This window comes from Helicobacter pylori (genome assembly GCF_016755635.1).
In the GTDB taxonomy this organism is placed as follows: Bacteria; Campylobacterota; Campylobacteria; order Campylobacterales; family Helicobacteraceae; genus Helicobacter; species Helicobacter pylori_CQ.
On record NZ_CP051500.1, the window covers coordinates 1 to 22,905 of the forward strand.

Here is a 22,905-nt window from a genome sequence, read left to right on the forward strand (position 1 = left end):
CATAAAACGCCCTCAATTCAAGGGTTTTTGAGCGAGCTTTTTACTCAAAGAATCCAAGATAGCGTTTAAAAATTTAGGGGTGTTAGGCTCAGCGTAGAGTTTGCCAAGCTCTATGCATTCATTGATGATAATAGGGTTTTGTGTGGGCGTGAAGCCAATTTCATACGCTCCTAAGCGTAAAATCGCCTTTTCCATGCTCCCTAATCGCTTGAAATCCCAGTCTTTCAAATGCGGCTCGATGAGAGCGTCAATTTCATTGATTTTTTCTAACACGCCATTAAAAAGGCTTAAGGCAAAAGCGAGCTGGTTGTTTTTAATCTTTTTTTCTTCCAACATGCTGGAAGCGATTTTTTTAATTTCTTCATTACCGCTTTCAAACGCATACAACAATTCAACCACAGCCCCCCTGGCTTGAGTTCGTGTCGCCATTTTAACCCTTGAGAGTTTGGCACAAGCTCAATAATTCAATGAGAGTGCTCATCGCTTCAAAGCCCTTATTGCCGGCTTTACTGCCCGCTCTTTCAATCGCTTGTTCAATATTGTCCGTGGTAAGCACGCCAAAGCTTACCGGCATGCTGTATTTTAGCATTGCGTTTGCAATGCCCTTAGTCGCTTCCGCGCTCACGTAGTCAAAATGCGGAGTCCCCCCTCTAATAATGGCTCCTAAAACGCACACGCCATCGTATTTTTCGCTCTCTAACAATTTGTCTAAAATCAAAGGCAATTCATAAGCCCCAGGCACCAGCACGAGATCTAAAAGATTCTCATCGCCCCCATGCCTTTTAAAGCAATCCATCGCCCCTTCTTTTAATCTGTCTGTGATGATATGGTTGAAGCGCGATGTTAAAATAGCGACTCTTTCATTCCCTTGCAATTGCAATTTCCCTTCTATGATTTGCATGAAATTCCTTTAAAATAAATTTTGGATTTTTAACATGTCGGTTACTAAGTGTTCTAGCTCGTCAGGTTTTAGCATGTTCGCCCCATCGCTTAGGGCGTTTTTAGGATCAACATGCGTTTCAGCGAATAACCCATCAATCCCCACCGCCGCCGCTGCTCTCGCTAAAATAGGGGCAAAAGAGCTGTCTCCTGAACTTTTCCCGTTCGCTCCCCCTGGCATTTGCACGCTATGAGTAGCGTCAAAAATCACAGGGGCAAACTCTCGCATGATTTTTAAAGAACGCATATCCACCACTAAATTCCCATACCCAAAGCTGCTCCCCCTTTCACACAACCACACGCCATTTTTTAACGCTGTTTCATAAGTGGGGCTTTGAATGCTTTTATCTCTCGTTTTAAGGGCTTTTAAGACAGAATATTGCATGTCTTTTGGGTTCATGAATTGCCCTTTTTTGATATTGACAATAGCGTTAGTTTGGCTCACTGCTACAATCAGATCCGTTTGGCGGCACAAAAACGCCGGGATTTGTAAAATATCCGCTACTTTGGCTGCCGCACTTGCTTGATAGCTCTCATGCACATCGGTTAAAATTTTATAGCCAAATTCCTCTTTGATAATTTGTAACATTTCTAAGCCTTTTTCCAAACCAGGCCCTCTGTAACTCTCTAAACTCGTGCGGTTAGCCTTATCAAAACTCGCTTTAAAATAAAAATCCAACCGCTCGTTGTTGGCTAGGGGTTGCAATTTAGTAGCGATACTTCTTAGATTTTCTAAACTCTCAATGACGCATGGCCCGGCAATTAAAACGGATTTAGGGGTTTTTGTGTTAGAAGTTTTCATGACTTTTCCTTTGTTTAATGGTTTCTTCAATCGGCTCAAAAAAATGGCTTTCAAAATTATAATTATAAATCCTGCCTGTCTCTATGATATAGTGCCAACCAAAAATTTTTAATTCGTTATCCATCACTCTTTCTTGAATGAAATCATAGCTTAAGAGGTTGTTGAGTTGCAAGCGCACGTTCAAACGCTCCGTAAGCCATGAACGCTTGGCGAAATGGTTGCTGAATTGCGGATGGTTTTTTAATTCTTCTTTAATAGGCTCTAAAAATTGTATCCAGTCTGCAATGTAAGGGGTTTTAGCTTTGGTGGTTTCATCATGGATTAAATGAATGCTTCCGCAAGCCCCACAATCGCTATGCCCGCAAATAATAATGTTTTGAATCCCCACATGCACGATAGCGTATTCAACGCTCGCAATGGTAGAAAGGGACTCTTTATGGCTTGTTTTAGGGGGGATCACATTGCCCATGTTGCGGATCACATACAATTCGCCCGGTTTAGTGCCTGTGATTAGATTAGGCACGACTCGTGAATCCACGCAAGAAATGAACAAAGTGTGGGGCTTTTGCTTGGTTTTTAAGCTCTCATAAAGCTCTTTAAGCTCTTCATACTCATTCTCTTGAAACTCTAACGCTCCTAAAAACGCTTTCACTCTTTAACCCTTAAATCTCATTTTCTTAAACTTGGTTTTCATTTTAAAACGCTTATCATAGCTAAAAATCTTGCATTTCTTTTTGTTATAATGGCGTTATTTTACACTTTAAAGGGCTTTCATGCAATTATGTGTCGCATTGGATTTAGAAAAAAAAGAGGACAACCTTTCTTTATTGCAAGAATTAAAGGGCTTAGATTTATGGGCTAAGGTGGGGCTTAGATCGTTTATAAGAGATGGGGCTGTTTTTTTAGATGAAATCAGAAAGATTGATGAAAATTTTAAGATCTTTTTGGATTTGAAGCTCTATGATATTCCTTATACGATGGCAAATGCCGCGCTAGAGTGTGCGAAATTAGAAATTGATATGCTCACCGTGCATTTAAGCAGCGCTAAAAGCGCGCTAACCATTTTAATGCAACGCTTGAACGCTCTTAAAAAACGCCCCTTAATCATGGGCGTGAGCGCTTTAACCAGCTTTAGCGAAGAGGAATTTTTGATGGTGTATAACGCCCCTTTAAAAACGCAAGCGATCACATTAAGCGCTATGGGTAAAGAGAGCGGGATTGATGGGGTGGTGTGTTCGGTGTTTGAAAGTTTGGCGATTAAAGAGGCTTTGGGTCAAAACTTTTTGACTTTAACCCCTGGCATAAGGCTGGATAAAAACGATAAAGAAGATCAAGAAAGGGTGGCGAACGCTAAAGAAGCTAAACAAAATTTAAGCGATTTTATCGTGGTAGGCCGCCCCATTTATCAGGCTAAAGAGCCTAGAGAAGTGGTTTTAGAGCTTTTAAAGGATTGTTAAATGCGCGTGTTAGAAACGATTGCTGCTTTAAGAGAGTGTCGTAAAAGTTTGAAAGAAAGCGTGGGGTTTGTGCCGACTATGGGGGCTTTACACAGAGGGCATCAAAGCCTGATAGAAAGGAGTTTGAAAGAAAATTCCCACACGATTGTAAGCGTTTTTGTCAACCCTACGCAATTTGGGGCTAACGAAGATTTTAGCGCTTACCCGCGCCCTTTAGAAAAGGATTTAGCTTTGTGTGAAGGATTGGGCGTTAATGCGGTATTTGTGCCTAAAATTGGCGAAATGTATCCCTATGAAGCAGAGCAACGCTTAAAACTCTACGCCCCTGCATTTTTATCCCGCTCTTTAGAGGGAGCTATGCGTAAGGGGCATTTTGATGGGGTGGTTCAGGTTGTGTTAAAATTGTTCCATCTTATCAATCCTACTAGAGCGTATTTTGGTAAAAAGGACGCCCAACAGCTTTTAATCATCCAGCATTTAGTTAAAGATTTGCTTTTAGACATTGAAATAGCGCCATGCGAGATTGCGCGAGATAGCGATCATTTGGCTTTAAGCTCTAGGAATGCGTATTTGAATGCAAGAGAAAGAAAACAAGCCCTAGCCATTCCAAAAGCTTTAGAAAATATCCAGCAAGCCATAGATAAGGGCGAAAAAGCGTGCGAAAAACTTAAAAAACTAGGGCTTGAAATTTTAAAAAATTTAGAAGTGGATTATTTGGAATGCTGTAACCACAAACTAGAGCCTTTAAAAACCATAGAGCCAACTAACACGCTCATTTTAGTGGCGGCTCGTGTGGGTAAAACCAGGCTTTTAGATAATTTATGGGTGTAGTTTGGAATTTTTGTGGCGACCCTTGAAAGATTTGAACTTCCGTTTCCACCGTGAAAGGGTGGTATCCTTGGCCACTAGATGAAAGGGTCATTTTTAACAATTGACTATTATAACTATTATATTGGAAATAAAGCGTAGAAAATGATTTAAAAAGTTCTTGGTGGCGGAGCGGACGGGACTCGAACCCGCGACCCCCTGCGTGACAGGCAGATATTCTAACCAGCTGAACTACCGCTCCCTATCCAAAATCCATAGCCTAAAAATGCATGCTTTAGTCATGGTGGTCGCTATAAGACTCGAACTTATGACATCTACCTTGTAAGGGTAGCGCTCTACCAACTGAGCTAAGCGACCAAAATATTGAGATAAAATCCAACTAAACCCGTATAAAAGAGTGGTGACTCCTAGGGGATTTGAACCCCTGTAACCACCGTGAAAGGGTGGTATCCTAACCACTAGATGAAGGAGCCACGATGCTCATGGTGACCCGTGTTGGATTTGAACCAACGGCCCATTCCTTAAAAGGGAATTGCTCTACCAGCTGAGCTAACGGGTCTCACAAAAAAAGATAATGATACAATTTTTTTTAACGCTTGTCAAGAATAATTGAAAAATATTGCGGTTTTCAAAGAAATGACACGCTCTTAAAACGGCATAACAGCTTTTTGCTTAAATAAAAAACTTGGTTGCGCTTTAATGCCATAAGGATCACAATAGATGCGTTTTTGTTATTGGTTAGGTTTTTGGGGTTTTAAAAAAGCTTTATCAAGATCTAACAAATCTTATTAGGATTTAATGCTTTTTTTGTTTAAAAAATTTCATTTTTAAAAAATGGGTTTTTGTTTTATTGTTTTAGATCTTATTTTGTTGTAAAACGCATTTTCTTAAAGTTCTTAAAGTTTTATTTTATTTTCTTAAAGGGATAGGGGTGAATTTTACGCTTGACCCCAAAAACAAAGGGTTCAAAAAAAGAAAGGCTTCAAAAGAAATCCCTTAAAAAGGGAGTTTCACAAAAAGCCAAACATTAGTAAGCGAACACATAATTCAAATACACGCTATACAATCTTCGGTATTGGAGTTGAGTGCCTAGCAAAGAATAGTAATTCGTGTTAATCGTGGGGATCTTCACGCCTAATTCCACGCCATGCTGAGCCGCATGATCGCTCGCTTTCTTTTTGTTTTTAGCCAGATTCATTCTCAAGCCCAAATTGAATAAGAATTGGAAATTCGCCACATTCATTTTAGCGCTATAGAAATTATTGAAAGTCGCTAAATTCACATACTGGGAATTAAGCCATGAAGTGCCGGCTAACGCAATCCCCCCAAACACCCCAAAAGAAATCTTATTGTTTTTGGTGGCTTTATCGTTGATAAAGTTATAGAGGACATCTGTTCCTACCCCATAAGTGAACACATCAGAGGCGGAGTTGAAAAAGCTGGATTTGATATAAGCATGGTTGTAATCAAAAAAGCCGTAATACCTAGCCCCCCATCTTCTTTTTTCACCAAAAAATTGCTTATAGCCCACTTGCACGCCGATCCCATTCATGGCACCATTGTTGGTTTGAGAGCTGATTAAGCCAACGCGTCTGAAAGGGTTATGCCCTAATTCTTGCGTGGCGTTTAATAATTGCGAATAAGCGCTTTGGTTGACTTGATAAACGGCCTGTAAGCCTCCGGGGTTATTAGGGTTAGTGGATTGGCTTATCAAATTTTTAAGGAATGGGGAATTAGGCGTGTTTGAAGCGGTCGTGGTGATGCTGTTATAAGTGTTGTTTAAATCCTTAAGGCTGCCTCTAAAATCAAGTATCGTGCGCGCCAACAACTCAGATTGCTTGATTTGCTCGGCTTGAGTGCCAAAATGCACAAGGCTGTTATTTAAAGCCGTTATCGTTTCTTGCACATAGGCGCAACCCGCTCCCCAAGTGTTGTTAGTAACCCCTGCATCAGGTAATGTCCCACCCCCATTGCGGCAAGCTGCCAAGTAGTTTGTGACAAATTGGCTTGGGATAGTGTCAAGGTCATTTTTCATTTGATTGGCCAGACTGAGCATCTTGGCTTGCGCTTGCGCGCGATTGAGCATGTTTTGAGCGAAAGCCCTATCAGAAGAGGTGTAAGGATTGAAATCTTGTGGCGCGTTTTGATTGCTTTGCTGGTTGTTAAGGATTTGAGCTTGCGTTACGATTTCTTGGGCGTTTTTGATCATGCTAGTAACGGCACTAAATTCAGTGGCAAAAACCTGACACACATTCCCTGCCGTATTTAAACCCCACGGCGCGCCCCCATTTTGTCCTGGATTGTGATTGACCCATGGGCAGTTTGTAGTGAGGACGCTTATCATTTTACTGGCTTCTTGCAAAAGGGTTTGAGCGTTATTAGTAATAGTAGTAGTTTCCTTACTACTTTGCCCGTTAGTTTGCGTTGTTATGTTTATAGTTACTTGTTTTCCTGCACTATCCAAAACAGGAAACCCATTGTCGGTTTTTAACGCCTGTTGGATAGCTTGATAAGCGTTGTTAAGCTTTTTCATGTTATCAATGCTTAAAGGGCCGCTAACCCCGTTGTTAAAACCGGTTAAATTGCAATTAATGGAATTTGAATTGCGTCCTGGCTGGCCCTCAAAGGTTACGCTTGGTTGCCCACTATTACCAGGACCGCATTGGACATTATAAGCTATCACATTCCACAGCCCCACCGCAGCATTGAGCGCCAAATACACCGCTTGATACGCCGGGGAGTTGGTTTTTTCGCCGGTCAACCCTTGCGTGTTTGCTTTTAAATTATCGATCGCCGCATTGATTTCTGAAGGGCTGCTCGCGTTCGTTACCGCCTGATTGAGGTTGTTAAAATTGGTTAAAAGGTTGCTCAAATTCTCATAAGTGTCTGAGAGCTTTTTCAATTCGCCGGTGTTTTTCACCATTTGAGCGGCTTCACCGATCTGATAGCCCGCGCTGATAAAAAAGCCGTTGTCTTCAGCGTTTAAAAGCGATGAAGCGAGAGAGAGAGAGAGAGAGAGTAAAAAGGTTTTTTTCATAGATATTCCCCTTGAAATTAAAATGGTTAGGTGAGCCTTGTAAAAGAATGAGATCTTATCACAAGATTTCGTTAATATAGCATGAATTGATAAGATTTTTGCACTAATGGGGCGTTTTGTTGTTTCAAAAAAAGGTTTTTTTGGTGTTTTGGAAACATTTTTTAATATTGAAAGGGGGGTTAAAATCAGGTTTTGTCTTTTGTTGTGTGCTTTATTTGTAAAACGAGCGGTTTTGTCAAATAAAAGCCCCCAAAAAGAGGGCTTTCATCAAGAAAAGCAAGGGGGCTTACATCATGCCACCCATGCCTCCCATACCGCCCATGCCTCCCATATCAGGCATTGCTGGGGTTGCTTTTTCTTCTTTGATTTCATGCACGGTGGCTTCTGTGGTTAAAAGCAGGCTTGAAACCGAAACCGCATTTTGTAAAGCGATCCTTTCTACTTTTAAGGGGTCAATAATGCCTTCTTTAAACATATCCACATATTTGCCGTTGCTAGCGTTAAAACCAAAATGCCCTTCGTGTTTTTGCACTTCATTCACGACCACACCGCCATCATAACCGGCATTGATAGCGATTTGAGCTAATGGGGCTTTAATGGCACGCATGATGATTTCATAGCCCACTTTTTCATCATCGTGTAAATTCAAATGCACTTTTTGAGCCGCACGAATGAGAGCCGCACCGCCGCCAATAACAATGCCTTCTTCAACAGCCGCTTTAGTCGCGCTCAACGCGTCATCAACCCGATCTTTTTTCTCTTTCATTTCCACTTCACTCGCAGCGCCCACTTTAATCACAGCCACACCGCCAGAGAGTTTAGCCAATCTTTCTTGCAATTTTTCTTTGTCATAATCGCTTGTCGTGCTTGCAATTTGGGTTTTGATTTGCGCAACTCTGTCTTTGACATCATGGCTATGGCCTTTGCCATCTACGATCGTGGTGTTGTCTTTGTCGATCACAATCCTTCCAGCTTTGCCTAAAAACTCCACTTCAGCGTTTTCTAAAGTCAAGCCTAATTCTTCGCTAATAACTTGACCACCGGTTAAAACAGCGATGTCTTTGAGCATTTCTTTTCTTCTGTCCCCAAAGCCTGGAGCCTTAACCGCTGCGATATTCAACACGCCTCTTAATTTATTCACCACTAGAGTCGTTAAAGCTTCGCCCTCAATGTCTTCAGCGATGATTAAAAGCGGTTTGCCCTCTTTCATGGTTTTTTCTAGTAGCGGGAGAATGTCTTTCATGCTAGAGATTTTTTTATCCGTTAAAAGGATGTAAGCGTTATCCAATTGAGCGGTCATTTTTTCAGCGTTTGTTACAAAGTAAGGGGAGAGGTAGCCTCTATCAAATTGCATGCCCTCTACGACATCTAATTCATCTTCAATGCCCTTAGCTTCTTCAACGGTGATCACGCCGTCTTTACCCACTTTTTCCATAGCGTCAGCGATGAGTTTCCCGATATTGTGATCGGAGTTTGCAGAAATGGTCGCTACTTGGGTGATTTCTTCTTTACCGCCTACTTTTTTGCTCGCTTTTTTAAGCTCATTAATGATCGCTTCAGCGGCTTTATCCATGCCTCTTTTCACTTCAATAGGGTTAGCCCCAGCCGTGATATTCCTCAAACCTTCTTTAAAAATGCTATAAGCCAGCACGGTCGCTGTGGTCGTGCCATCGCCGGCAGCATCAGCGGTTTTGCTCGCTACTTCTTTAACGAGTTGAGCGCCCATGTTAGCTACCGGGCAACTTAATTCAATCTCTTTAGCCACGCTCACGCCATCTTTGGTGATGCTTGGAGCGCCATAGCTTTTTTGAATCAACACGTTCCTGCCTCTTGGCCCCATGGTAACTTTAACAGCGTCATGGAGTTGTCTCACGCCTTCAAATAAAAGGTTTCTTGCACTATCTGAAAATTTAATTTCTTTTGCCATTTTGTATCCTTAATAATAATGTTTTTTAGTGTTTTTTGTGATCATGACAGCAAGCTTCATGCTCTTTAGCATGTTTATGGTCATGATTACCTGTATGACAGCAAGAGCCTGAGCCCACAATGCCTAGAATGTCTTCTAGTTCTAACACCATGTATTCGGTGCCGTCTAAAACGATTTCTGCACCTTTGTATTTGCCAAAAGCGATCACATCGCCTTCTTTAACGCATTTGCAACCCTCACTGATTTTATGGCTAACGGCTTTGACTACGCCCATTAAAGGCTTTTCTTTAGCGTTATCAGGGATGATGATGCCTGAACTGGTTTTGTTCTCTTCTTCAAGTCTTTCTACTAAGACCCTTTCTCCTAGTGGTTGAAACTTCATTTCAGTTCTCCTAAGTTTTGATAAATAAAATAGAAATTTAGCGCTTAGTATTCTTAAGCGACATAACTATAGCGCATTTTTAGGGATAAGTCAAGCCATAAAAACAAAGCTAAGACTATAACTATAAGGATTATTAAGTCTATTTATATAAAGTTTTATTAGTTTAAAAATATAAGGATTAGAAAAGGGGGCGTTATTAACAAACCTTTTTTAAGATTTTATTTATTGAGTATAATCCCTTTTGAGAAAGTCAAACCAAAAAAACCCATTAAAGAAAGCATGAAAAATGATTCTTAAAAGTTCCATTGATCGCCTTTTACAAACGATAGACATTGTAGAAGTCATTAGCTCTTATGTGGATTTGAGGAAATCAGGCTCTAGCTACATGGCTTGTTGCCCTTTTCATGAAGAAAGGAGCGCGAGTTTTAGCGTCAATCAAATTAAAGGGTTTTACCATTGCTTTGGGTGTGGGGCGAGCGGGGATAGCATTAAATTTGTGATGGCATTTGAAAAGCTTTCGTTTGTGGAAGCGCTTGAGAAATTAGCCCACCGATTCAATGTAGCTTTAGAGTACGACAAAAGCACTTATTACGATCATAAAGAAGATTACCACCTTTTAGAAATGGTGAGTTCGTTGTATCAAGAAGAGCTTTTTAACGCCCCATTTTTTTTGAATTATTTGCAAAAAAGAGGGCTTAGCCTAGAGAGTATTAAAGCGTTTAAATTAGGCTTATGCACGAATAGAATCGATTACGGCATTGAAAATAAAGGCTTGAATAAGGACAAGCTCATTGAATTAGGCGTGCTAGGCAAGAGCGATAAAGAGGATAAAACCTATTTGCGCTTTTTGGATCGCATCATGTTCCCTATTTATAGCCCTAGCGCTCAAGTGGTGGGTTTTGGAGGGCGCACCTTAAAAGAAAAAGTAGCCAAGTATATCAATTCGCCCCAAAATAAGCTTTTTGATAAATCCAGCTTGCTCTATGGCTATCATTTGGCTAAAGAGCGCATTTATAAACAAAAGCAAGTCATTGTAACAGAAGGGTATTTGGATGTGATTTTATTGCACCAAGCGGGTTTTAAAAACGCCATAGCCACGCTTGGGACAGCTTTAACGCCATCGCATTTGCCCTTGCTTAAAAAAGGCGATCCAGAAATTCTTTTGAGCTATGATGGGGATAAGGCAGGGCGGAATGCGGCTTATAAAGCGAGCTTGATGTTGGCTAAAGAGCAAAGAAAGGGGGGGGTGATTTTGTTTGAAAACAATCTCGATCCAGCGGATATGATCGCTAATGGCCAGATTGAAACCTTAAAAGACTTGTTATCGTGCCCCATGGCTTTTATTGAGTTTGTTTTAAGGCGCATGGCGGGTTCTTATGTTTTAGACGATCCTTTAGAAAAAGATAAGGCTCTTAAAGAAATGTTAGGGTTTTTAAAAAATTTCTCTTTGCTTTTACAAAGCGAATACAAACCCCTAATCGCTACGCTTTTGCAAGCGCCTTTGCATGTTTTAGGGATTAGAGAGCCAATCTCTTTTCAGCCTTTTTACCCCAAAACAGAAAAGCCTAATCACTCTCAAAAGTTTGCGCATGTTTCTAGCACGCCCAGTTTGGAATTTTTAGAAAAATTGGTGATCCGCTACCTTTTAGAAGACAGAAGCCTGTTAGATTTGGCGGTGGGCTATATCCATAGTGGGGTATTCTTGCATAAAAAACAAGAATTTGACGCTTTGTGTCAAGAAAAATTGGACGACCCTAAATTAGTTGCGTTATTATTAGATGCGAATTTACCCCTAAAAAAGGGGGGTTTTGAAAAGGAATTGCGTTTGTTGATTTTGCGCTATTTTGAGCGGCAACTCAAAGAAATCCCTAAAAGTTCGCTCCCTTTTAGCGAAAAAATGAACGCTTTGAAAAAGGCTCGCCAGGCCATTATGAAATTAAAACAAGGAGAATTAGTCGCCATATGAAACAAATAAAAGCTTTAGCCCTATTTAGTGGGGGGTTGGATAGTTTGTTGTCCATGAAATTACTCATTGATCAAGGCATTGAAGTGAGCGCTTTACACTTCAATATAGGGTTTGGGGGGAATAAAGATAAAAGAGAGTATTTTGAAAACGCCACCGCGCAAATTGGGGCTAAGCTCCTAGTGTGCGATATTAGAGAGCAGTTTTTTAACGATGTGTTGTTTAAGCCCAAATACGGCTATGGGAAGTATTTCAACCCTTGCATTGATTGCCATGCCAACATGTTTAGGAACGCTTTTTATAAAATGCTTGAATTGAACGCGGATTTTGTTTTGAGCGGGGAAGTGTTGGGGCAACGCCCTAAATCCCAAAGGAAAGAAGCGCTCAATCAGGTGAGGAAATTAGTCAGAGAAGTGGGCGAAGAGGCGCGTTTTGATCCCATTTTAGACCGAACGCAAGCAAGCGGTGAAAAACCGCAATTTTTAGATGAATTGCTCTTAAGGCCCATGAGCGCTAAACTCTTAGAGCCTACTTTTATGGAAAAAAAGGGTTTTGTTGATAGAGAAAAGCTTTTAGATGTGAGTGGTAGGGGGCGCACTAGGCAATTGCAAATGATCAAAGATTATGGCTTGAAATATTATGAAAAGCCAGGTGGGGGGTGCTTGCTTACGGATATTCAAGTGAGCAATAAGATTAAGAATTTGAAAGAATACAGAGAAATGGTGTTTGAAGACAGCGTGATTGTCAAAAACGGGCGTTATTTTGTCTTACCCCATAACGCTCGTTTGGTGGTGGCAAGGAATGAAGAAGAAAACCATAAGCTAGACATTGAGCACCCCTTAATGGATAAGATTGAATTATTAAGCTGTAAAGGCCCTTTGAGTTTGGTGGATAAAAACGCCAGCCAAGAAGATAAAGAATTGGCCGGCCGTATCGCTTTAGGCTATGCTAAGACTTTAAAAAATCAAGCTTACCTCATTCAAATAGGGGATGAAAAGCGCGAACTTTACCCTTTGGATAAAGAGAACGCTAGGGAGTATTTGTTCGCTTGAAAGGGGAGTTTTTGAGAATTTTAGGGGTTTTCTTTTTATGCTATAATGGAAAAAGCTCTAATCATTAAGCTATTTGCTAGGAGGTTTGCATGCAAGAGTTTTTAGGTTTTGGTGTGGTGGGGAATTTTGCAGGGCATTTGGAGCAAGCAGGAGAGAGTCATAGTTTTATTAACATGAAAAGCGAAGAAAAGGACGCCCCTAAGGGGTTATTCCCTTTTTATATCCCGTATGAGAATTGCTATTTGGGGCGTTGTTGCATTAATAACCATAAGATTATTTTGCCTAGTGATCCACATTTAAGGGTGCAAGCAGAGCCAGAAATCGCTTTAGAATGCGATGTCAAATATGATGAAAAACATTTGGTAACCAAGCTTGTGCCTAATTTTTTCATGGCGTTTAATGACGCTTCTGTGCGCAATTTAGAAGCCACAAAGCTCTCCCAAAAAAAGAATTTTTCACCAGCTTCTAAAGGTATAGGGCAGAAATTGCCCATTGACAGGTTTGTTTATGGGGGGGTGTGCAACAATTTCTCTATCGCGTCTTTTTTGAAATACAATAATGTTTGGCACATTTATGGGGAAAACAGCAAATTGCTCAAATACGAGTTTTTTTATCAAAAGCTTTTAGATTGGATTAAAGACAGATTGAACCACCAACAAGATGGCGACTCTTTAGAGGCTCTAAGACCTTTTTTAGAGCGCCATAATTTCCCCACCAAAATGATTTTTGCGATTGGGGCTACCCCTTATATGCCTTTTGCACAAGAGCATTTTTTACAAAAAGGCGATGAGGTGGTGATCGTTGCTTACAACCATTTACAATACAGTTTTGAAAAGATTCAAAGCCTCTTAGAAGAATACACCCTACAAACCAAAGAACACACCAATCTTTCTTATGTCTATCAAATCGTAGAATAGTAAGGCTTTTACCTCTTTAGCTTTGCTTTTTTACCCTTTCAAAGATTAAATGCACCCCTTTTGACCCCCTTTTAGAGGATTTTTATGGTTTTTTTGAGATAATAAAGCGTTATAAAGTTAATTAAAATTAAACAAAAGGGTTTTGATGTCCGCTCATTTTTTAAAAATCATTTTTTTAGTAGGCATGTGCGTTTCAAGTTTGTTCGCTGAAGGTTTAGAGGGGTTTTTTAACGCCCTAGAAGCCCAGCTCAAAAGCCCCATCGCTAAGGGGATTTTAATGGTGATTTTCATAGGGATCGCTATTTATGTGTGGAGGAATTTAGACCGGTGGAAAGAGATTTTATTCACGATCCTTGGCGTGGTGTTTGGGATTTTTTTATTCTTTAAAGCCCCGAGTTTAGCGAATTGGTTCATGGGAATTTTTTGATGATTATCCTATCAGCGAGCGTGAAGAATTTGCGTGAAATTTCGGTTAAAGAAAAATTTTTATGGCTGAACGCTAAGTCTTATTTGATTTCTGTTTTTGTGCCTTTTATTTTGCTCCCTTGGATTGATTTGTTGAGCGCTTCTTTATTGTATTTAGGGTTTTTAGCGCTCTTTAGCGTGTTGGAATTTTTTGATGAAGATATTGCAGATATTATTATTGCCAGAAGCAAAATAAAGACTAAAACCAAATGTTATAGAGCGTAGAATGTTAGAAAAGCTTTTGAGCGCTGTCAAACAAAAAGTTTCAAACTATTTTTTAGGGGTTTTGCCTAAAAGCTATTCTATGAGCGAAGAAAACAACATTTTAGGCTTGTATGATGAGCATTTCTTGCTCACTAAAAACGAAAACTTAGTGGGAATTCTCCGTTTAGAGGGGGTGAGTTACACCCATTTAAGCACAGAGCAATTGCAAGATCTTTTCACCGAGCGCCAAATGGCGTTGGATTCTTTAGAAAAAGTCGTGGCGCGCCTTGTGGTTAAAAGGCGTAAAATTGATCACCAACAAAACATTCAATCTGATTCTAAATACTTGCAAGCGATTTTGAATCAATTTGAAAACAAAGAAGTGTATGAAAATCAGTATTTTTTAGTTTTAGAAAGCACTCACTCTTTGCATGGTGTTTTGGAGCATAAGAAAAAATCTTTCATGCATGCTAATAGGGAAAATTTTAAGGATATTCTCTCTTATAAAGCGCATTTTTTGCAAGAAACTTTAAAAAGCCTAGAAATCCAGCTCAAAAATTATGCCCCCAAACTCTTAAGCTCTAAAGAGGTTTTGAATTTTTATGCAGAATACATTAATGGGTTTGATCTCCCCCTAAAACCCCTAGTAGGGGGGTATTTGAGCGATAGCTATATCGCTAGTTCCATCACTTTTGAAAAAGATTACTTCATTCAAGAGAGCTTTAACCAAAAAACCTATAACCGCTTGATTGGCATTAAAGCTTATGAGAGCGAGCGCATCACTTCTATAGCGGTGGGAGCGCTTTTATACCAAGAGACGCCTTTGGATATTATCTTTTCCATAGAGCCTATGAGCGCGCATAAAACGCTGAGTTTTTTAAAAGAGAGAGCCAAGTTTAGCATGTCTAGTCTTGTTAAAAACGAGCTATTAGAATACCAAGAATTAGTCAAAACCAAACGCCTATCCATGCAAAAATTCGCCCTAAACGTTCTTATCAAAGCCCCCAGTTTAGAGGATTTAGACGCTCAAACGAGCTTAATTTTAGGGCTTTTATTTAAAGAAAACTTAGTGGGCGTTATAGAAACTTTTGGCTTGAAAGGGGGGTATTTTTCCTTTTTCCCTGAACGCATCCATTTAAACCACCGCTTGCGTTTTTTAACCTCTAAAGCCCTAGCGTGTTTAATGGTGTTTGAAAGGCAAAATTTAGGTTTTAAGGCTAATTCATGGGGGAATAGCCCTTTGAGCGTGTTTAAAAATTTGGATTATTCCCCTTTTTTATTCAATTTCCACAACCAAGAAGTGAGCCACAATAACGCTAAAGAAATCGCCAGAGTGAATGGGCATACTTTAGTTATAGGGGCTACCGGGAGCGGTAAAAGCACGCTGATTAGCTTTTTAATGATGAGCGCTTTGAAATACCAAAACATGCGCCTTTTAGCCTTTGACAGGATGCAAGGGCTGTATTCTTTCACCGAATTTTTTAAAGGGCATTACCATGACGGCCAATCTTTTAGCATTAACCCCTTTTGTTTAGAGCCTAATTTACAGAATTTAGAATTTTTGCAATCCTTCTTTTTGAGCATGTTTGATCTCGCCCCTTCAAGGGATAAAGAAGCCTTAGAAGACATGAATGCGATTTCTTGTGCGATTAAGAGCCTTTATGAGACCCTATACCCCAAAGATTTTAGTTTGCTAGATTTTAAAGAAACGCTTAAAAGAACCTCATCTAACCAATTGGGCTTGAGTTTAGAGCCGTATTTGAATAACCCCCTTTTTAACGCTTTGAATGACGCGTTCAACTCCAACGCTTTTTTAAACGTGATAAACCTAGATGCGATCACCCAAAACCCTAAAGACTTAGGGCTTTTAGCCTATTACTTGTTTTATAAGATCTTAGAAGAGTCCAGGAAAAACGACAGCGGGTTTTTGGTTTTTTTAGACGAATTTAAATCCTATGTGGAAAACGATTTGTTGAACACTAAAATCAACGCTTTAATCACGCAAGCCAGGAAAGCTAATGGCGTGGTGGTGTTGGCCTTGCAAGACATTTACCAATTAAGCGGGGTCAAAAACGCCCATAGTTTTTTAAGCAACATGGGGACTCTTATTTTGTATCCGCAAAAAAACGCTAGGGAGTTGAAACACAATTTTAATGTGCCTTTGAGCGAGACTGAAATTTCATTTTTAGAAAACACCCCTTTGTATGCCAGGCAGGTTTTAGTCAAAAATCTGGGTAACGGGAGTTCTAACATGATTGACGTGAGTTTGGAGGGCTTGGGGCGTTATTTGAAAATCTTTAATTCGGATTCTAGTCATGTCAATAAAGTGAAAGCGTTACAAAAAGACTACCCTACAGAGTGGCGTGAGAAACTTTTGAAGAGCTAGTTTTAAAAAGTTGGTTTCAATATCGTGTGAAGCGCTCCTATTCAGATGGCTAAGGCACACAAGAAATTAAGGGACTCTGCTGTATTCCTACCCTGAAGCGTTACCCTAAAGTCCTATTGCATAGGTCTAAATAAGAGCTTAGGGATCATTTTAACCATAAAAAGCTTATGTTTTCATTAAAAATGTTATGATACGCTCAAATTAGTCAAGCAAACAAGCAAAAAATTAAAAGGGTTAGATTGAAAATATTCGTTCTGTTGATGTCGGTAATTTTAGGAATATCATTAACAGGTTGCATAGGCTATCGTATGGACTTAGAACATTTTAACACGCTCTATTATGAAGAAAGCCCCAAACAAGCTTATGAATATTCCAAACAATTCACTAAGAAAAAAAAGAACGCTCTTTTATGGGACTTGCAAAACGGCTTGAGCGCTTTATACGCAAGGGATTATAAGACTTCTTTAGGGGTATTGGATCAAGCCGAGCAACGCTTTGATAAAACCCAAAGCGCTTTCACAAGAGGGGCTGGTTATGTGGGCGCTACCATGATTAATGATAACGTGCGCGCTTATGGGGGGAATATTTATGAGGGCGTTTTAATCAATTATTACAAAGCGATAGACTACATGCTTTTAAACGATAGCGCGAAAGCTAGGGTGCAATTCAACCGCGCGAACGAACGCCAGCGCAGGGCTAAAGAATTTTATTATGAGGAAGTGCAAAAAGCCATTAAAGAGATCGATTCTAGCAAAAAGCACAATATTAATATGGAACGCTCTAGGGTAGAAGTGAGCGAGATTTTAAACAACACCTATTCTAATTTAGACAAATACGAAGCTTATCAAGGCTTGCTTAACCCGGCGGTTTCGTATCTTTCAGGGTTGTTTTACGCTTTAAATGGGGATAAGAATAAGGGGTTAGGCTATCTTAATGAAGCCTATGGGATCAGTCAAAGCCCTTTTGTAGCCCAAGACTTGGTTTTTTTCAAAAACCCTAACAGGAGTCATTTCACTTGGATCATCATTGAAGATGGTAAAGAGCCGCAAAAAAGCGAATTTAAAATTGATGTGCCTATTTTTATGATCGATTCGGTTTATAACGTGAGTATAGCCTTGCCCAAGCTAGAAAAAGGGGAAGCGTTTTATCAAAATTTCACTCTTAAAGATGGAGAAAAAGTAACGCCCTTTGACACTTTAGCCTCAATAGATGCGGTGGTCGCTAGCGAATTCAGGAAGCAATTGCCCTACATTATCACTAGGGCTATTTTATCGGCCACTTTTAAAGTGGGCATGCAAGCGGTGGCGAACTATTATTTGGGGTTTGTTGGAGGGCTAGTAACTTCGTTGTATTCAGGTGTGAGCACCTTTGCAGACACTAGAAGCACGAGCATTTTTGCCCATAAAATCTATCTTATGCGTATCAAAAATAAGGCTTTTGAAAGTTATGAAGTTCAAGCTGATTCTATTGACGCTTTTTCGTTTTCCTTAAAGCCTTGCAAAAGATCGCTTGAAAGCCCCAAAGTCATTGACGCTAGGGAATTGCTTTCAGGGTTTGTAGCAGCCCCACAAATCTTTTGCTCTAACCGCCATAATATTTTATACGTGCGCAGCTTTAAAAACGGGTTTGTTTTGAGTCGTTTAAAATGATTTAAAAAAACCCCCACCAAAGGAATTTTAGTTTTTAAGTGTCGTTGGCATTAAACACAAACACGATATAATTATAAAACGATACGAAAACCTAAATTAAGGGGAAGTCATGGCTGATAGTTTAGCGGGCATTGATCAAGTTACGAGTTTGCATAAAAATAACGAGTTGCAATTGTTGTGTTTCAGGCTGGGTAAAAACAAGGATTTGTATGCGGTTAATGTCTTTAAGATCCGTGAAGTGGTGAAATACCATGGCAATCTCACTATCATCAGCCACGAAAACAATTCGCTCGTTGAGGGCTTAATCATTATAAGAGAGCTCACCATTCCCTTGATTGATATGAAAAAATGGTTTTATTATGACAGCCAAAACAAAAACAAGGATTTACGCCCTTATAGGATAGAAAAAGAAAAAGGCGAAGACGATATTATCATGATCTGTGAGTTTTCTCGCTGGACTATAGGGGTTAGGATCTATGAAGCGGATAGGATTTTGAGCAAGAAATGGACTGAAATGGAGCAAAGCGCTGGGCTAGGGGGATCTGCTGGGAATAACAAACTCGTGAGCCGCACGCGCTATTTTGACGGGCGTTTGGTGCAAGTGGTGGATATTGAAAAAATGCTTATAGATGTGTTCCCTTGGATTGAAGATGAAAAACACAGCGATTTAGAGACGCTCTCTAAAATCCATTCTAACCAATGCGTTTTGCTCGCTGATGACTCCCCAAGCGTTTTAAAAACCATGCAAATGATTTTAGACAAGCTGGGCGTCAAGCACATTGATTTTATCAATGGTAAAACCTTATTAGAACATTTGTTCAACCCCACAACCGATGTGGGTAATATTGGCCTGATTATTACCGATTTAGAAATGCCAGAAGCGAGCGGTTTTGAAGTGATCAAACAGGTTAAAAACGATCCTTTGACTTCAAAAATCCCTATCGTGGTCAATTCTTCTATGAGCGGCAGCTCTAATGAAGACATGGCCAGGAGTTTGAAAGCCGATGATTTCATCTCCAAGTCTAACCCCAAAGACATCCAGCGGGTGGTTAAGCAATTTTTGGAATTAGCATGAAAAAATACAGCGCTATCCCCACCCCTTGCTATGTGCTAGAGAGCGAACGCTTAGAAAAAAACGCCAAGATTTTAGAAATCGTGCGCCAACAAAGCGGGGCAAAGGTTTTGCTCGCTTTAAAAGGGTATGCGTTTTGGCGTGAGTTTGGGATTTTAAGGCAAAAATTGAACGGGTGTTGCGCGAGCGGTCTTTATGAAGCTAAGCTCGCTTTTGAAGAGTTTGGGGGGCGAGAGAGCCACAAAGAAATTTGCGTTTATAGCCCGGCTTTTAAAGAGGCTGAAATGAGCGCGATTTTACCCCTAGCGACAAGCATCATTTTCAACTCTTTTTACCAATACGCCACCTATAAAGACAGGATTTTGGATAAAAACAAGCAATTAGAAAACTTGGGCTTAAGCCCCATTAAAATGGGTTTGAGAATAAACCCTCTCTACAGCGAAGTAACCCCAGCGATCTATAACCCATGCTCTAAAATGAGCCGGTTAGGGATTACGCCTAGCGGATTTGAAAAGGGGGTTAAAGAGCATGGCTTAGAGGGGGTGAGCGGGTTGCATTTCCATACGCATTGCGAGCAAAACGCTGACGCTTTGTGCCGGACTTTAGAGCATGTAGAAAAGCATTTCAAGCCTTATTTAGAAAACATGGCGTGGGTGAATTTTGGTGGGGGGCATCATATCACTAAGAGCGATTATGATGTGAATTTACTCATCCAAACGATTAAGGATTTTAAAGAGCGTTATCATAATATAGAAGTGGTTTTAGAGCCCGGGGAAGCCATAGGGTGGCAATGCGGGTTTTTAATCGCAAGCGTGATAGACATCGTTCAAAACGATCAAGAAATTGCGATTTTAGACGCTTCTTTTAGCGCTCACATGCCCGATTGCTTAGAGATGCCTTATCGCCCTAGTATCCTTAAAATTTCCGTAGAAAACGATGAAGAAATTATTGAAGTTGAAAAGGGCGAAAATCAAGGGGCGTTTTCTTATTTTTTAGGCGGCCCTACTTGTTTAGCGGGGGATTTTATGGGGAGCTTTAGCTTTGAAACGCCTTTAAAAAGGGGCGATAAGATCGTGTTTCAAGACATGCTCCATTATACGATCGTCAAAAACAACTCGTTTAATGGCGTGCCGCTCCCAAGCCTAGCTAAAATAGACTCGCAAGGTTTTAAGATCCTTAAAAACTTTTCTTATGAAGATTACAAAAATAGGAATTAAGATCTCAATTAAAGCCTTTGATTAAGGCTTTTTGGGGCTTGTAAAAAGGCTTACGCACAACATTCCAACGCCAAGCCCGGCCAACACCGCGCCAATGGTGTGCGCATCTAAATAAATGCGAGCGAGCATGGTTAAGGGGATTAGGGGCAAGAGCCACAAGTATTTTTTAAAAGAATAACGGCGCATTAAAAACGCCACCGCCAAACCCACCATAGACGAATGCCCGCTTGGCATGTTGAAATTACCCCCATAAGGGCGCTCGCCCAAACGCTGATCGTTGATTGTTACATGGTTTAAGGCTCTTTTGGTGGTGTGCGTGAGGACAGTTGTAATGATAGAAGCGTTAGCGACTTGAAAAAGCCCTATCGCATCTCTTTGAATTAAGGGGATAGCCACAGACAAAATCGTAGGGATAAAGCGCGCGTAATGCTCGGTGAAATGAAACACCAAAGGCACGCTTTTGTGTTTAGGGACTTTAGGGAAGGGCGCAAAAATGCCCAATAAAATCAAGCCCAAACTGAGCGCTAACAAAGTTTTAGAAAAGCTTTTGGGCAGGCTTTCACAAAATTTTTGTTTAAATCTTTTCATGCGTGTTATTTTACTCTTTTTTGTGTTTAAGCAGATCTAAAGAAGGGCGATAAACAACGCTAGGGTTTTTAAAATCCAAAAACACCCCTAAAATGCTATGGAAAACAACATTTTGATTGATTGGGGTTTGGGTTTGAATGATGGAATGCTTCTCTTTGAAAAGATCATTGGCATAAACGATAAAGGGGATCTCGTATTGTTCTTTGGGAGCGATGCTTTTAGGAATGCCATGCAAATAATACGCTCCTTCGCCCAAACTTTCGCCATGATCGCTCAAATAGATCATTAAGGCGGGCTGCTTGGCGTTTTTGAGCATGCTAATGATTCTATCTAACAGATAGTCGTTGTAAAAAATGGTGTTGTCATAGGCGTTAATCAGGCTTTCTTTGGAGCAAGAAGACAGATCAGCGCTTGAGCAATAGGGCTTAAACACCCTAAAATTTAAAGGCACTTTATTGTCGTAGTTGGGGCCATGCGAGCCGGCAAGGTGTAAGATGAGTAAGACATTTTCATTAGAGCGTTCTTTTAAAAGGTCAGGCAAATTATAGAGTAAGGATTCATCATAAGGGGCGATTGCTTCGCAATTGGGGCATTTTTGAATCAATTCATAGTTTTTGAGATAGCTGGTAACCTTAACATTCTTTTCGCCGTCATTGGCGCTATACCAAAAGACTTTGATACCGGCTTTAGTCAAGTAAGTGGGCAAGTTTTCATAGGCGTTGTTTTTAAAAGAAGAATCTAAAATACATTCCAAACTCGCTGTCGTGTAAGTGGCGCAAGAAGTGGCGTTAAAAAGAGTGAGTTCGTTATCGGCTAAACGCTTGCTTAATTTTGGGGTGGTGGGTTTTTTATAGCCATAAAGGGCGTAATTGTGCTTTCTGGCGCTTTCGCCAATGACTAGCACCACAAACGAATTGGAATGGTTGGGCGAAAAGAGAGGGAGTGGCTTGATAGTGGGGGCGAAAAATTTAAGAGCGCTCACTCTAAAAGCGTTCACGCTATAAGCGAAGGGCAGGATTAAGCCCCCTATGAATTTCGCATGCTTGTCAAACCACAGCCAATTTTTAGCGTTAGCTAAAGCGCTAGCGATAAAAATAAACACTAACGCCAAGATCGCTAAAAAGGGCGCTTTTTTAGAAGAATTTTTGATGGGGATTTTATAAATGATATAGCCGGGTAACACCCCAAAAACAACGATAAAAAGGAATAATTTGACGCTCAAAAAGCCTAAAACTTCATGCGTGTTGGTGTTTAAGACATTGCCCATCATGCTTTTATTTAAAAACACCTTATAGGTGCTAATGAAATAGAAAGCGACGGAATTGAGCCAACTAAAAACTATCGCGCTCCAACGCATCAAAGAAGCAGAGATCAAGCCTAACGCCAAAAAAAGAGCGCCATTAACGCAAAAAAGCACCACAACCATCATGGCGATAAAACTAACCTGGTTGCTTTCTTTATAAACATAAGCGAACAAAGGGAAATGGTATAAAACGCCAAAAATAAGGCTATAAAGCAAACCGGCTTGCAGACAACTCAGGGGTTTTAAAAACTTCAGATGGAATAATGATGCCAAACACGCCCCTTAAAATCAATCGATCTTAGGATTATATCGTAGGTATGGGGATTTTATGGTTTATTTTAAGACTAGAAAGCGCATTTTTTAGGGTGGTTGCATTTAAGGGCTTTAAAGCGCGTTTGTTGCAGGATTTCATCACGCCCCATAGTTAGGATATGGGGCAAATCCAAATAAGGAGCATGCCATGAAGCGTAAAAGTGGCAAACGCTCTTCTTAAAGAATTATACTTTGAGTTCACTTTTTTTGGGCTTAAAGTGGTGGTTTCAATGAAACGCTAATTTCTAAGAGCGTTCCCTAAGCCTAAAAAGCTTAGGGGTTTCCTTGTGGGTGGGTTTGTCCTTGACTTTGGGGCGTTTGCATTGGGTTATAAAAATGATCGCTTGCTTGGTGTGAGATCCTTACTCTTTTAAAAAACACTCAAAGCGTTTTTAATCAGCCATG

General features: G+C 40.3%; 20 protein-coding genes, 5 tRNA genes and 1 other RNA gene. 11 read left to right on the top strand and 15 right to left on the bottom strand.

Annotated elements, in window-relative coordinates; translation table 11 throughout:
- Window positions 1-12: 12 nt before the first annotated feature.
- The 4 genes from nusB to HG567_RS00020 are packed head-to-tail and all read right to left on the bottom strand — an operon-like array spanning window position 13 to window position 2,393.
- Window positions 13-429, bottom strand: a complete 417-nt coding sequence (gene nusB / locus HG567_RS00005) for a transcription antitermination factor NusB (RefSeq protein WP_000235739.1) — start codon at window positions 427-429, stop codon at window positions 13-15.
- A gap of 1 nt (window position 430) precedes the next feature.
- Window positions 431-901 (bottom strand): 6,7-dimethyl-8-ribityllumazine synthase, encoded by a 471-nt coding sequence (ribH, locus tag HG567_RS00010; RefSeq protein WP_202163824.1) that lies wholly within the window; start codon window positions 899-901, stop codon window positions 431-433.
- A 9-nt stretch (window positions 902-910) separates the two neighbouring features.
- On the bottom strand, window positions 911-1,741 hold the full coding sequence (kdsA, locus tag HG567_RS00015; RefSeq protein WP_202163825.1) for a 3-deoxy-8-phosphooctulonate synthase: 831 nt from the start codon (window positions 1,739-1,741) through the stop codon (window positions 911-913).
- Entirely contained in the window at window positions 1,728-2,393 is a 666-nt protein-coding gene (locus HG567_RS00020) for a carbonic anhydrase (RefSeq protein WP_202163826.1), read from the bottom strand. Before HG567_RS00020 ends, kdsA begins: the two co-directional genes overlap by 14 nt.
- A gap of 121 nt (window positions 2,394-2,514) precedes the next feature.
- Here HG567_RS00020 and pyrF point away from each other — a divergent pair, with 121 nt between their 5' ends.
- Together pyrF and panC are read left to right on the top strand one after the other, a co-directional pair.
- Window positions 2,515-3,198, top strand: a complete 684-nt coding sequence (gene pyrF, locus HG567_RS00025; RefSeq protein WP_202139723.1) for an orotidine-5'-phosphate decarboxylase — start codon at window positions 2,515-2,517, stop codon at window positions 3,196-3,198.
- Entirely contained in the window at window positions 3,199-4,029 is an 831-nt protein-coding gene (panC, locus tag HG567_RS00030) for a pantoate--beta-alanine ligase (protein ID WP_202163827.1), read from the top strand.
- Window positions 4,030-4,042: 13 nt separating this feature from the next.
- On the opposite strand, the gene HG567_RS00035 is transcribed toward panC, so the two are convergent.
- The 8 genes from HG567_RS00035 to groES form a co-directional block, all read right to left on the bottom strand.
- Window positions 4,043-4,118, bottom strand: a tRNA-Glu gene (locus HG567_RS00035).
- Window positions 4,119-4,190: 72 nt separating this feature from the next.
- Window positions 4,191-4,267, bottom strand: a tRNA-Asp gene (locus HG567_RS00040).
- A 40-nt stretch (window positions 4,268-4,307) separates the two neighbouring features.
- A tRNA-Val gene (locus HG567_RS00045) sits at window positions 4,308-4,383 on the bottom strand.
- Window positions 4,384-4,424: 41 nt separating this feature from the next.
- Window positions 4,425-4,499: transfer RNA gene (locus tag HG567_RS00050), tRNA-Glu, on the bottom strand.
- 10 nt (window positions 4,500-4,509) lie between these two features.
- Window positions 4,510-4,585: transfer RNA gene (locus HG567_RS00055), tRNA-Lys, on the bottom strand.
- Between the two features lie 468 nt (window positions 4,586-5,053).
- On the bottom strand, window positions 5,054-7,063 hold the full coding sequence (gene hopZ / locus HG567_RS00060; RefSeq protein WP_202163828.1) for a Hop family adhesin HopZ: 2,010 nt from the start codon (window positions 7,061-7,063) through the stop codon (window positions 5,054-5,056).
- Between the two features lie 286 nt (window positions 7,064-7,349).
- Window positions 7,350-8,990, bottom strand: a complete 1,641-nt coding sequence (groL, locus tag HG567_RS00065) for a chaperonin GroEL (RefSeq protein ID WP_001040316.1) — start codon at window positions 8,988-8,990, stop codon at window positions 7,350-7,352.
- Between the two features lie 25 nt (window positions 8,991-9,015).
- Complete coding sequence (gene groES / locus HG567_RS00070; protein WP_000671934.1) at window positions 9,016-9,372, bottom strand: co-chaperone GroES; 357 nt, start codon at window positions 9,370-9,372, stop codon at window positions 9,016-9,018.
- 286 nt (window positions 9,373-9,658) lie between these two features.
- Here groES and dnaG point away from each other — a divergent pair, with 286 nt between their 5' ends.
- The 6 genes from dnaG (at window position 9,659) to HG567_RS00100 (ending at window position 16,359) form a co-directional block, all read left to right on the top strand.
- A complete protein-coding gene (gene dnaG / locus HG567_RS00075; RefSeq protein WP_202139725.1) occupies window positions 9,659-11,338 on the top strand; it encodes a DNA primase in 1,680 nt (559 codons plus the stop codon).
- On the top strand, window positions 11,335-12,387 hold the full coding sequence (locus HG567_RS00080) for an MnmA/TRMU family protein (protein WP_202139726.1): 1,053 nt from the start codon (window positions 11,335-11,337) through the stop codon (window positions 12,385-12,387). The genes dnaG and HG567_RS00080 overlap by 4 nt, the downstream gene beginning before the upstream one ends.
- 89 nt (window positions 12,388-12,476) lie before the next feature.
- A complete protein-coding gene (locus HG567_RS00085) occupies window positions 12,477-13,304 on the top strand; it encodes a DUF5718 family protein (protein WP_202139727.1) in 828 nt (275 codons plus the stop codon).
- A gap of 145 nt (window positions 13,305-13,449) precedes the next feature.
- On the top strand, window positions 13,450-13,731 hold the full coding sequence (locus tag HG567_RS00090; RefSeq protein ID WP_001272686.1) for a TrbC/VirB2 family protein: 282 nt from the start codon (window positions 13,450-13,452) through the stop codon (window positions 13,729-13,731).
- Window positions 13,731-13,994 (top strand): competence protein ComB, encoded by a 264-nt coding sequence (locus HG567_RS00095; RefSeq protein ID WP_202139728.1) that lies wholly within the window; start codon window positions 13,731-13,733, stop codon window positions 13,992-13,994. Before HG567_RS00090 ends, HG567_RS00095 begins: the two co-directional genes overlap by 1 nt.
- 1 nt (window position 13,995) lies before the next feature.
- Window positions 13,996-16,359, top strand: a complete 2,364-nt coding sequence (locus tag HG567_RS00100) for a VirB4 family type IV secretion/conjugal transfer ATPase (RefSeq protein ID WP_202139729.1) — start codon at window positions 13,996-13,998, stop codon at window positions 16,357-16,359.
- A 35-nt stretch (window positions 16,360-16,394) separates the two neighbouring features.
- Here HG567_RS00100 and ffs read toward each other — a convergent pair.
- An RNA gene (gene ffs, locus HG567_RS00105) (signal recognition particle sRNA small type) lies at window positions 16,395-16,492 on the bottom strand.
- A gap of 175 nt (window positions 16,493-16,667) precedes the next feature.
- Here ffs and HG567_RS00110 point away from each other — a divergent pair.
- The 3 genes from HG567_RS00110 to nspC all read left to right on the top strand — a co-directional run bounded on the left by HG567_RS00110 (window position 16,668) and on the right by nspC (window position 20,297).
- A complete protein-coding gene (locus HG567_RS00110; RefSeq protein WP_202139730.1) occupies window positions 16,668-18,008 on the top strand; it encodes a COG3014 family protein in 1,341 nt (446 codons plus the stop codon).
- A 109-nt stretch (window positions 18,009-18,117) separates the two neighbouring features.
- Window positions 18,118-19,083 (top strand): chemotaxis protein CheV1, encoded by a 966-nt coding sequence (gene cheV1, locus HG567_RS00115; RefSeq protein ID WP_120916061.1) that lies wholly within the window; start codon window positions 18,118-18,120, stop codon window positions 19,081-19,083.
- Entirely contained in the window at window positions 19,080-20,297 is a 1,218-nt protein-coding gene (gene nspC, locus HG567_RS00120; protein WP_202139731.1) for a carboxynorspermidine decarboxylase, read from the top strand. Before cheV1 ends, nspC begins: the two co-directional genes overlap by 4 nt.
- Before the next feature lie 21 nt (window positions 20,298-20,318).
- On the opposite strand, the gene lpxE is transcribed toward nspC, so the two are convergent.
- Together lpxE and eptA are read right to left on the bottom strand one after the other, a co-directional pair.
- Window positions 20,319-20,828 carry a lipid A 1-phosphatase LpxE gene (gene lpxE, locus HG567_RS00125; RefSeq protein ID WP_237393065.1) on the bottom strand — a complete coding sequence of 170 codons (510 nt, stop codon included), beginning with the start codon at window positions 20,826-20,828 and terminating at the stop codon, window positions 20,319-20,321.
- A 67-nt stretch (window positions 20,829-20,895) separates the two neighbouring features.
- Window positions 20,896-22,461 carry a phosphoethanolamine--lipid A transferase EptA gene (gene eptA / locus HG567_RS00130; protein ID WP_202163830.1) on the bottom strand — a complete coding sequence of 522 codons (1,566 nt, stop codon included), beginning with the start codon at window positions 22,459-22,461 and terminating at the stop codon, window positions 20,896-20,898.
- Window positions 22,462-22,905 lie beyond the last annotated feature (444 nt).

What these genes read in the sequence shown, in the direction of transcription:
- nusB (WP_000235739.1), bottom strand. Translation starts at nt 429, where the DNA reads ATGGCGACACGAACTCAAGCCAGGGGGGCTGTGGTTGAATTGTTGTAT.
- cheV1 (WP_120916061.1), top strand. Translation starts at nt 18,118, where the DNA reads ATGGCTGATAGTTTAGCGGGCATTGATCAAGTTACGAGTTTGCATAAA.
- HG567_RS00080 (WP_202139726.1), top strand. Translation starts at nt 11,335, where the DNA reads ATGAAACAAATAAAAGCTTTAGCCCTATTTAGTGGGGGGTTGGATAGT.
- kdsA (WP_202163825.1), bottom strand. Translation starts at nt 1,741, where the DNA reads ATGAAAACTTCTAACACAAAAACCCCTAAATCCGTTTTAATTGCCGGG.
- HG567_RS00100 (WP_202139729.1), top strand. Translation starts at nt 13,996, where the DNA reads ATGTTAGAAAAGCTTTTGAGCGCTGTCAAACAAAAAGTTTCAAACTAT.
- nspC (WP_202139731.1), top strand. Translation starts at nt 19,080, where the DNA reads ATGAAAAAATACAGCGCTATCCCCACCCCTTGCTATGTGCTAGAGAGC.
- groES (WP_000671934.1), bottom strand. Translation starts at nt 9,372, where the DNA reads ATGAAGTTTCAACCACTAGGAGAAAGGGTCTTAGTAGAAAGACTTGAA.
- HG567_RS00095 (WP_202139728.1), top strand. Translation starts at nt 13,731, where the DNA reads ATGATTATCCTATCAGCGAGCGTGAAGAATTTGCGTGAAATTTCGGTT.
- ribH (WP_202163824.1), bottom strand. Translation starts at nt 901, where the DNA reads ATGCAAATCATAGAAGGGAAATTGCAATTGCAAGGGAATGAAAGAGTC.
- panC (WP_202163827.1), top strand. Translation starts at nt 3,199, where the DNA reads ATGCGCGTGTTAGAAACGATTGCTGCTTTAAGAGAGTGTCGTAAAAGT.
- dnaG (WP_202139725.1), top strand. Translation starts at nt 9,659, where the DNA reads ATGATTCTTAAAAGTTCCATTGATCGCCTTTTACAAACGATAGACATT.
- hopZ (WP_202163828.1), bottom strand. Translation starts at nt 7,063, where the DNA reads ATGAAAAAAACCTTTTTACTCTCTCTCTCTCTCTCTCTCGCTTCATCG.
- HG567_RS00110 (WP_202139730.1), top strand. Translation starts at nt 16,668, where the DNA reads ATGGACTTAGAACATTTTAACACGCTCTATTATGAAGAAAGCCCCAAA.
- HG567_RS00090 (WP_001272686.1), top strand. Translation starts at nt 13,450, where the DNA reads ATGTCCGCTCATTTTTTAAAAATCATTTTTTTAGTAGGCATGTGCGTT.
- HG567_RS00085 (WP_202139727.1), top strand. Translation starts at nt 12,477, where the DNA reads ATGCAAGAGTTTTTAGGTTTTGGTGTGGTGGGGAATTTTGCAGGGCAT.
- pyrF (WP_202139723.1), top strand. Translation starts at nt 2,515, where the DNA reads ATGCAATTATGTGTCGCATTGGATTTAGAAAAAAAAGAGGACAACCTT.
- groL (WP_001040316.1), bottom strand. Translation starts at nt 8,990, where the DNA reads ATGGCAAAAGAAATTAAATTTTCAGATAGTGCAAGAAACCTTTTATTT.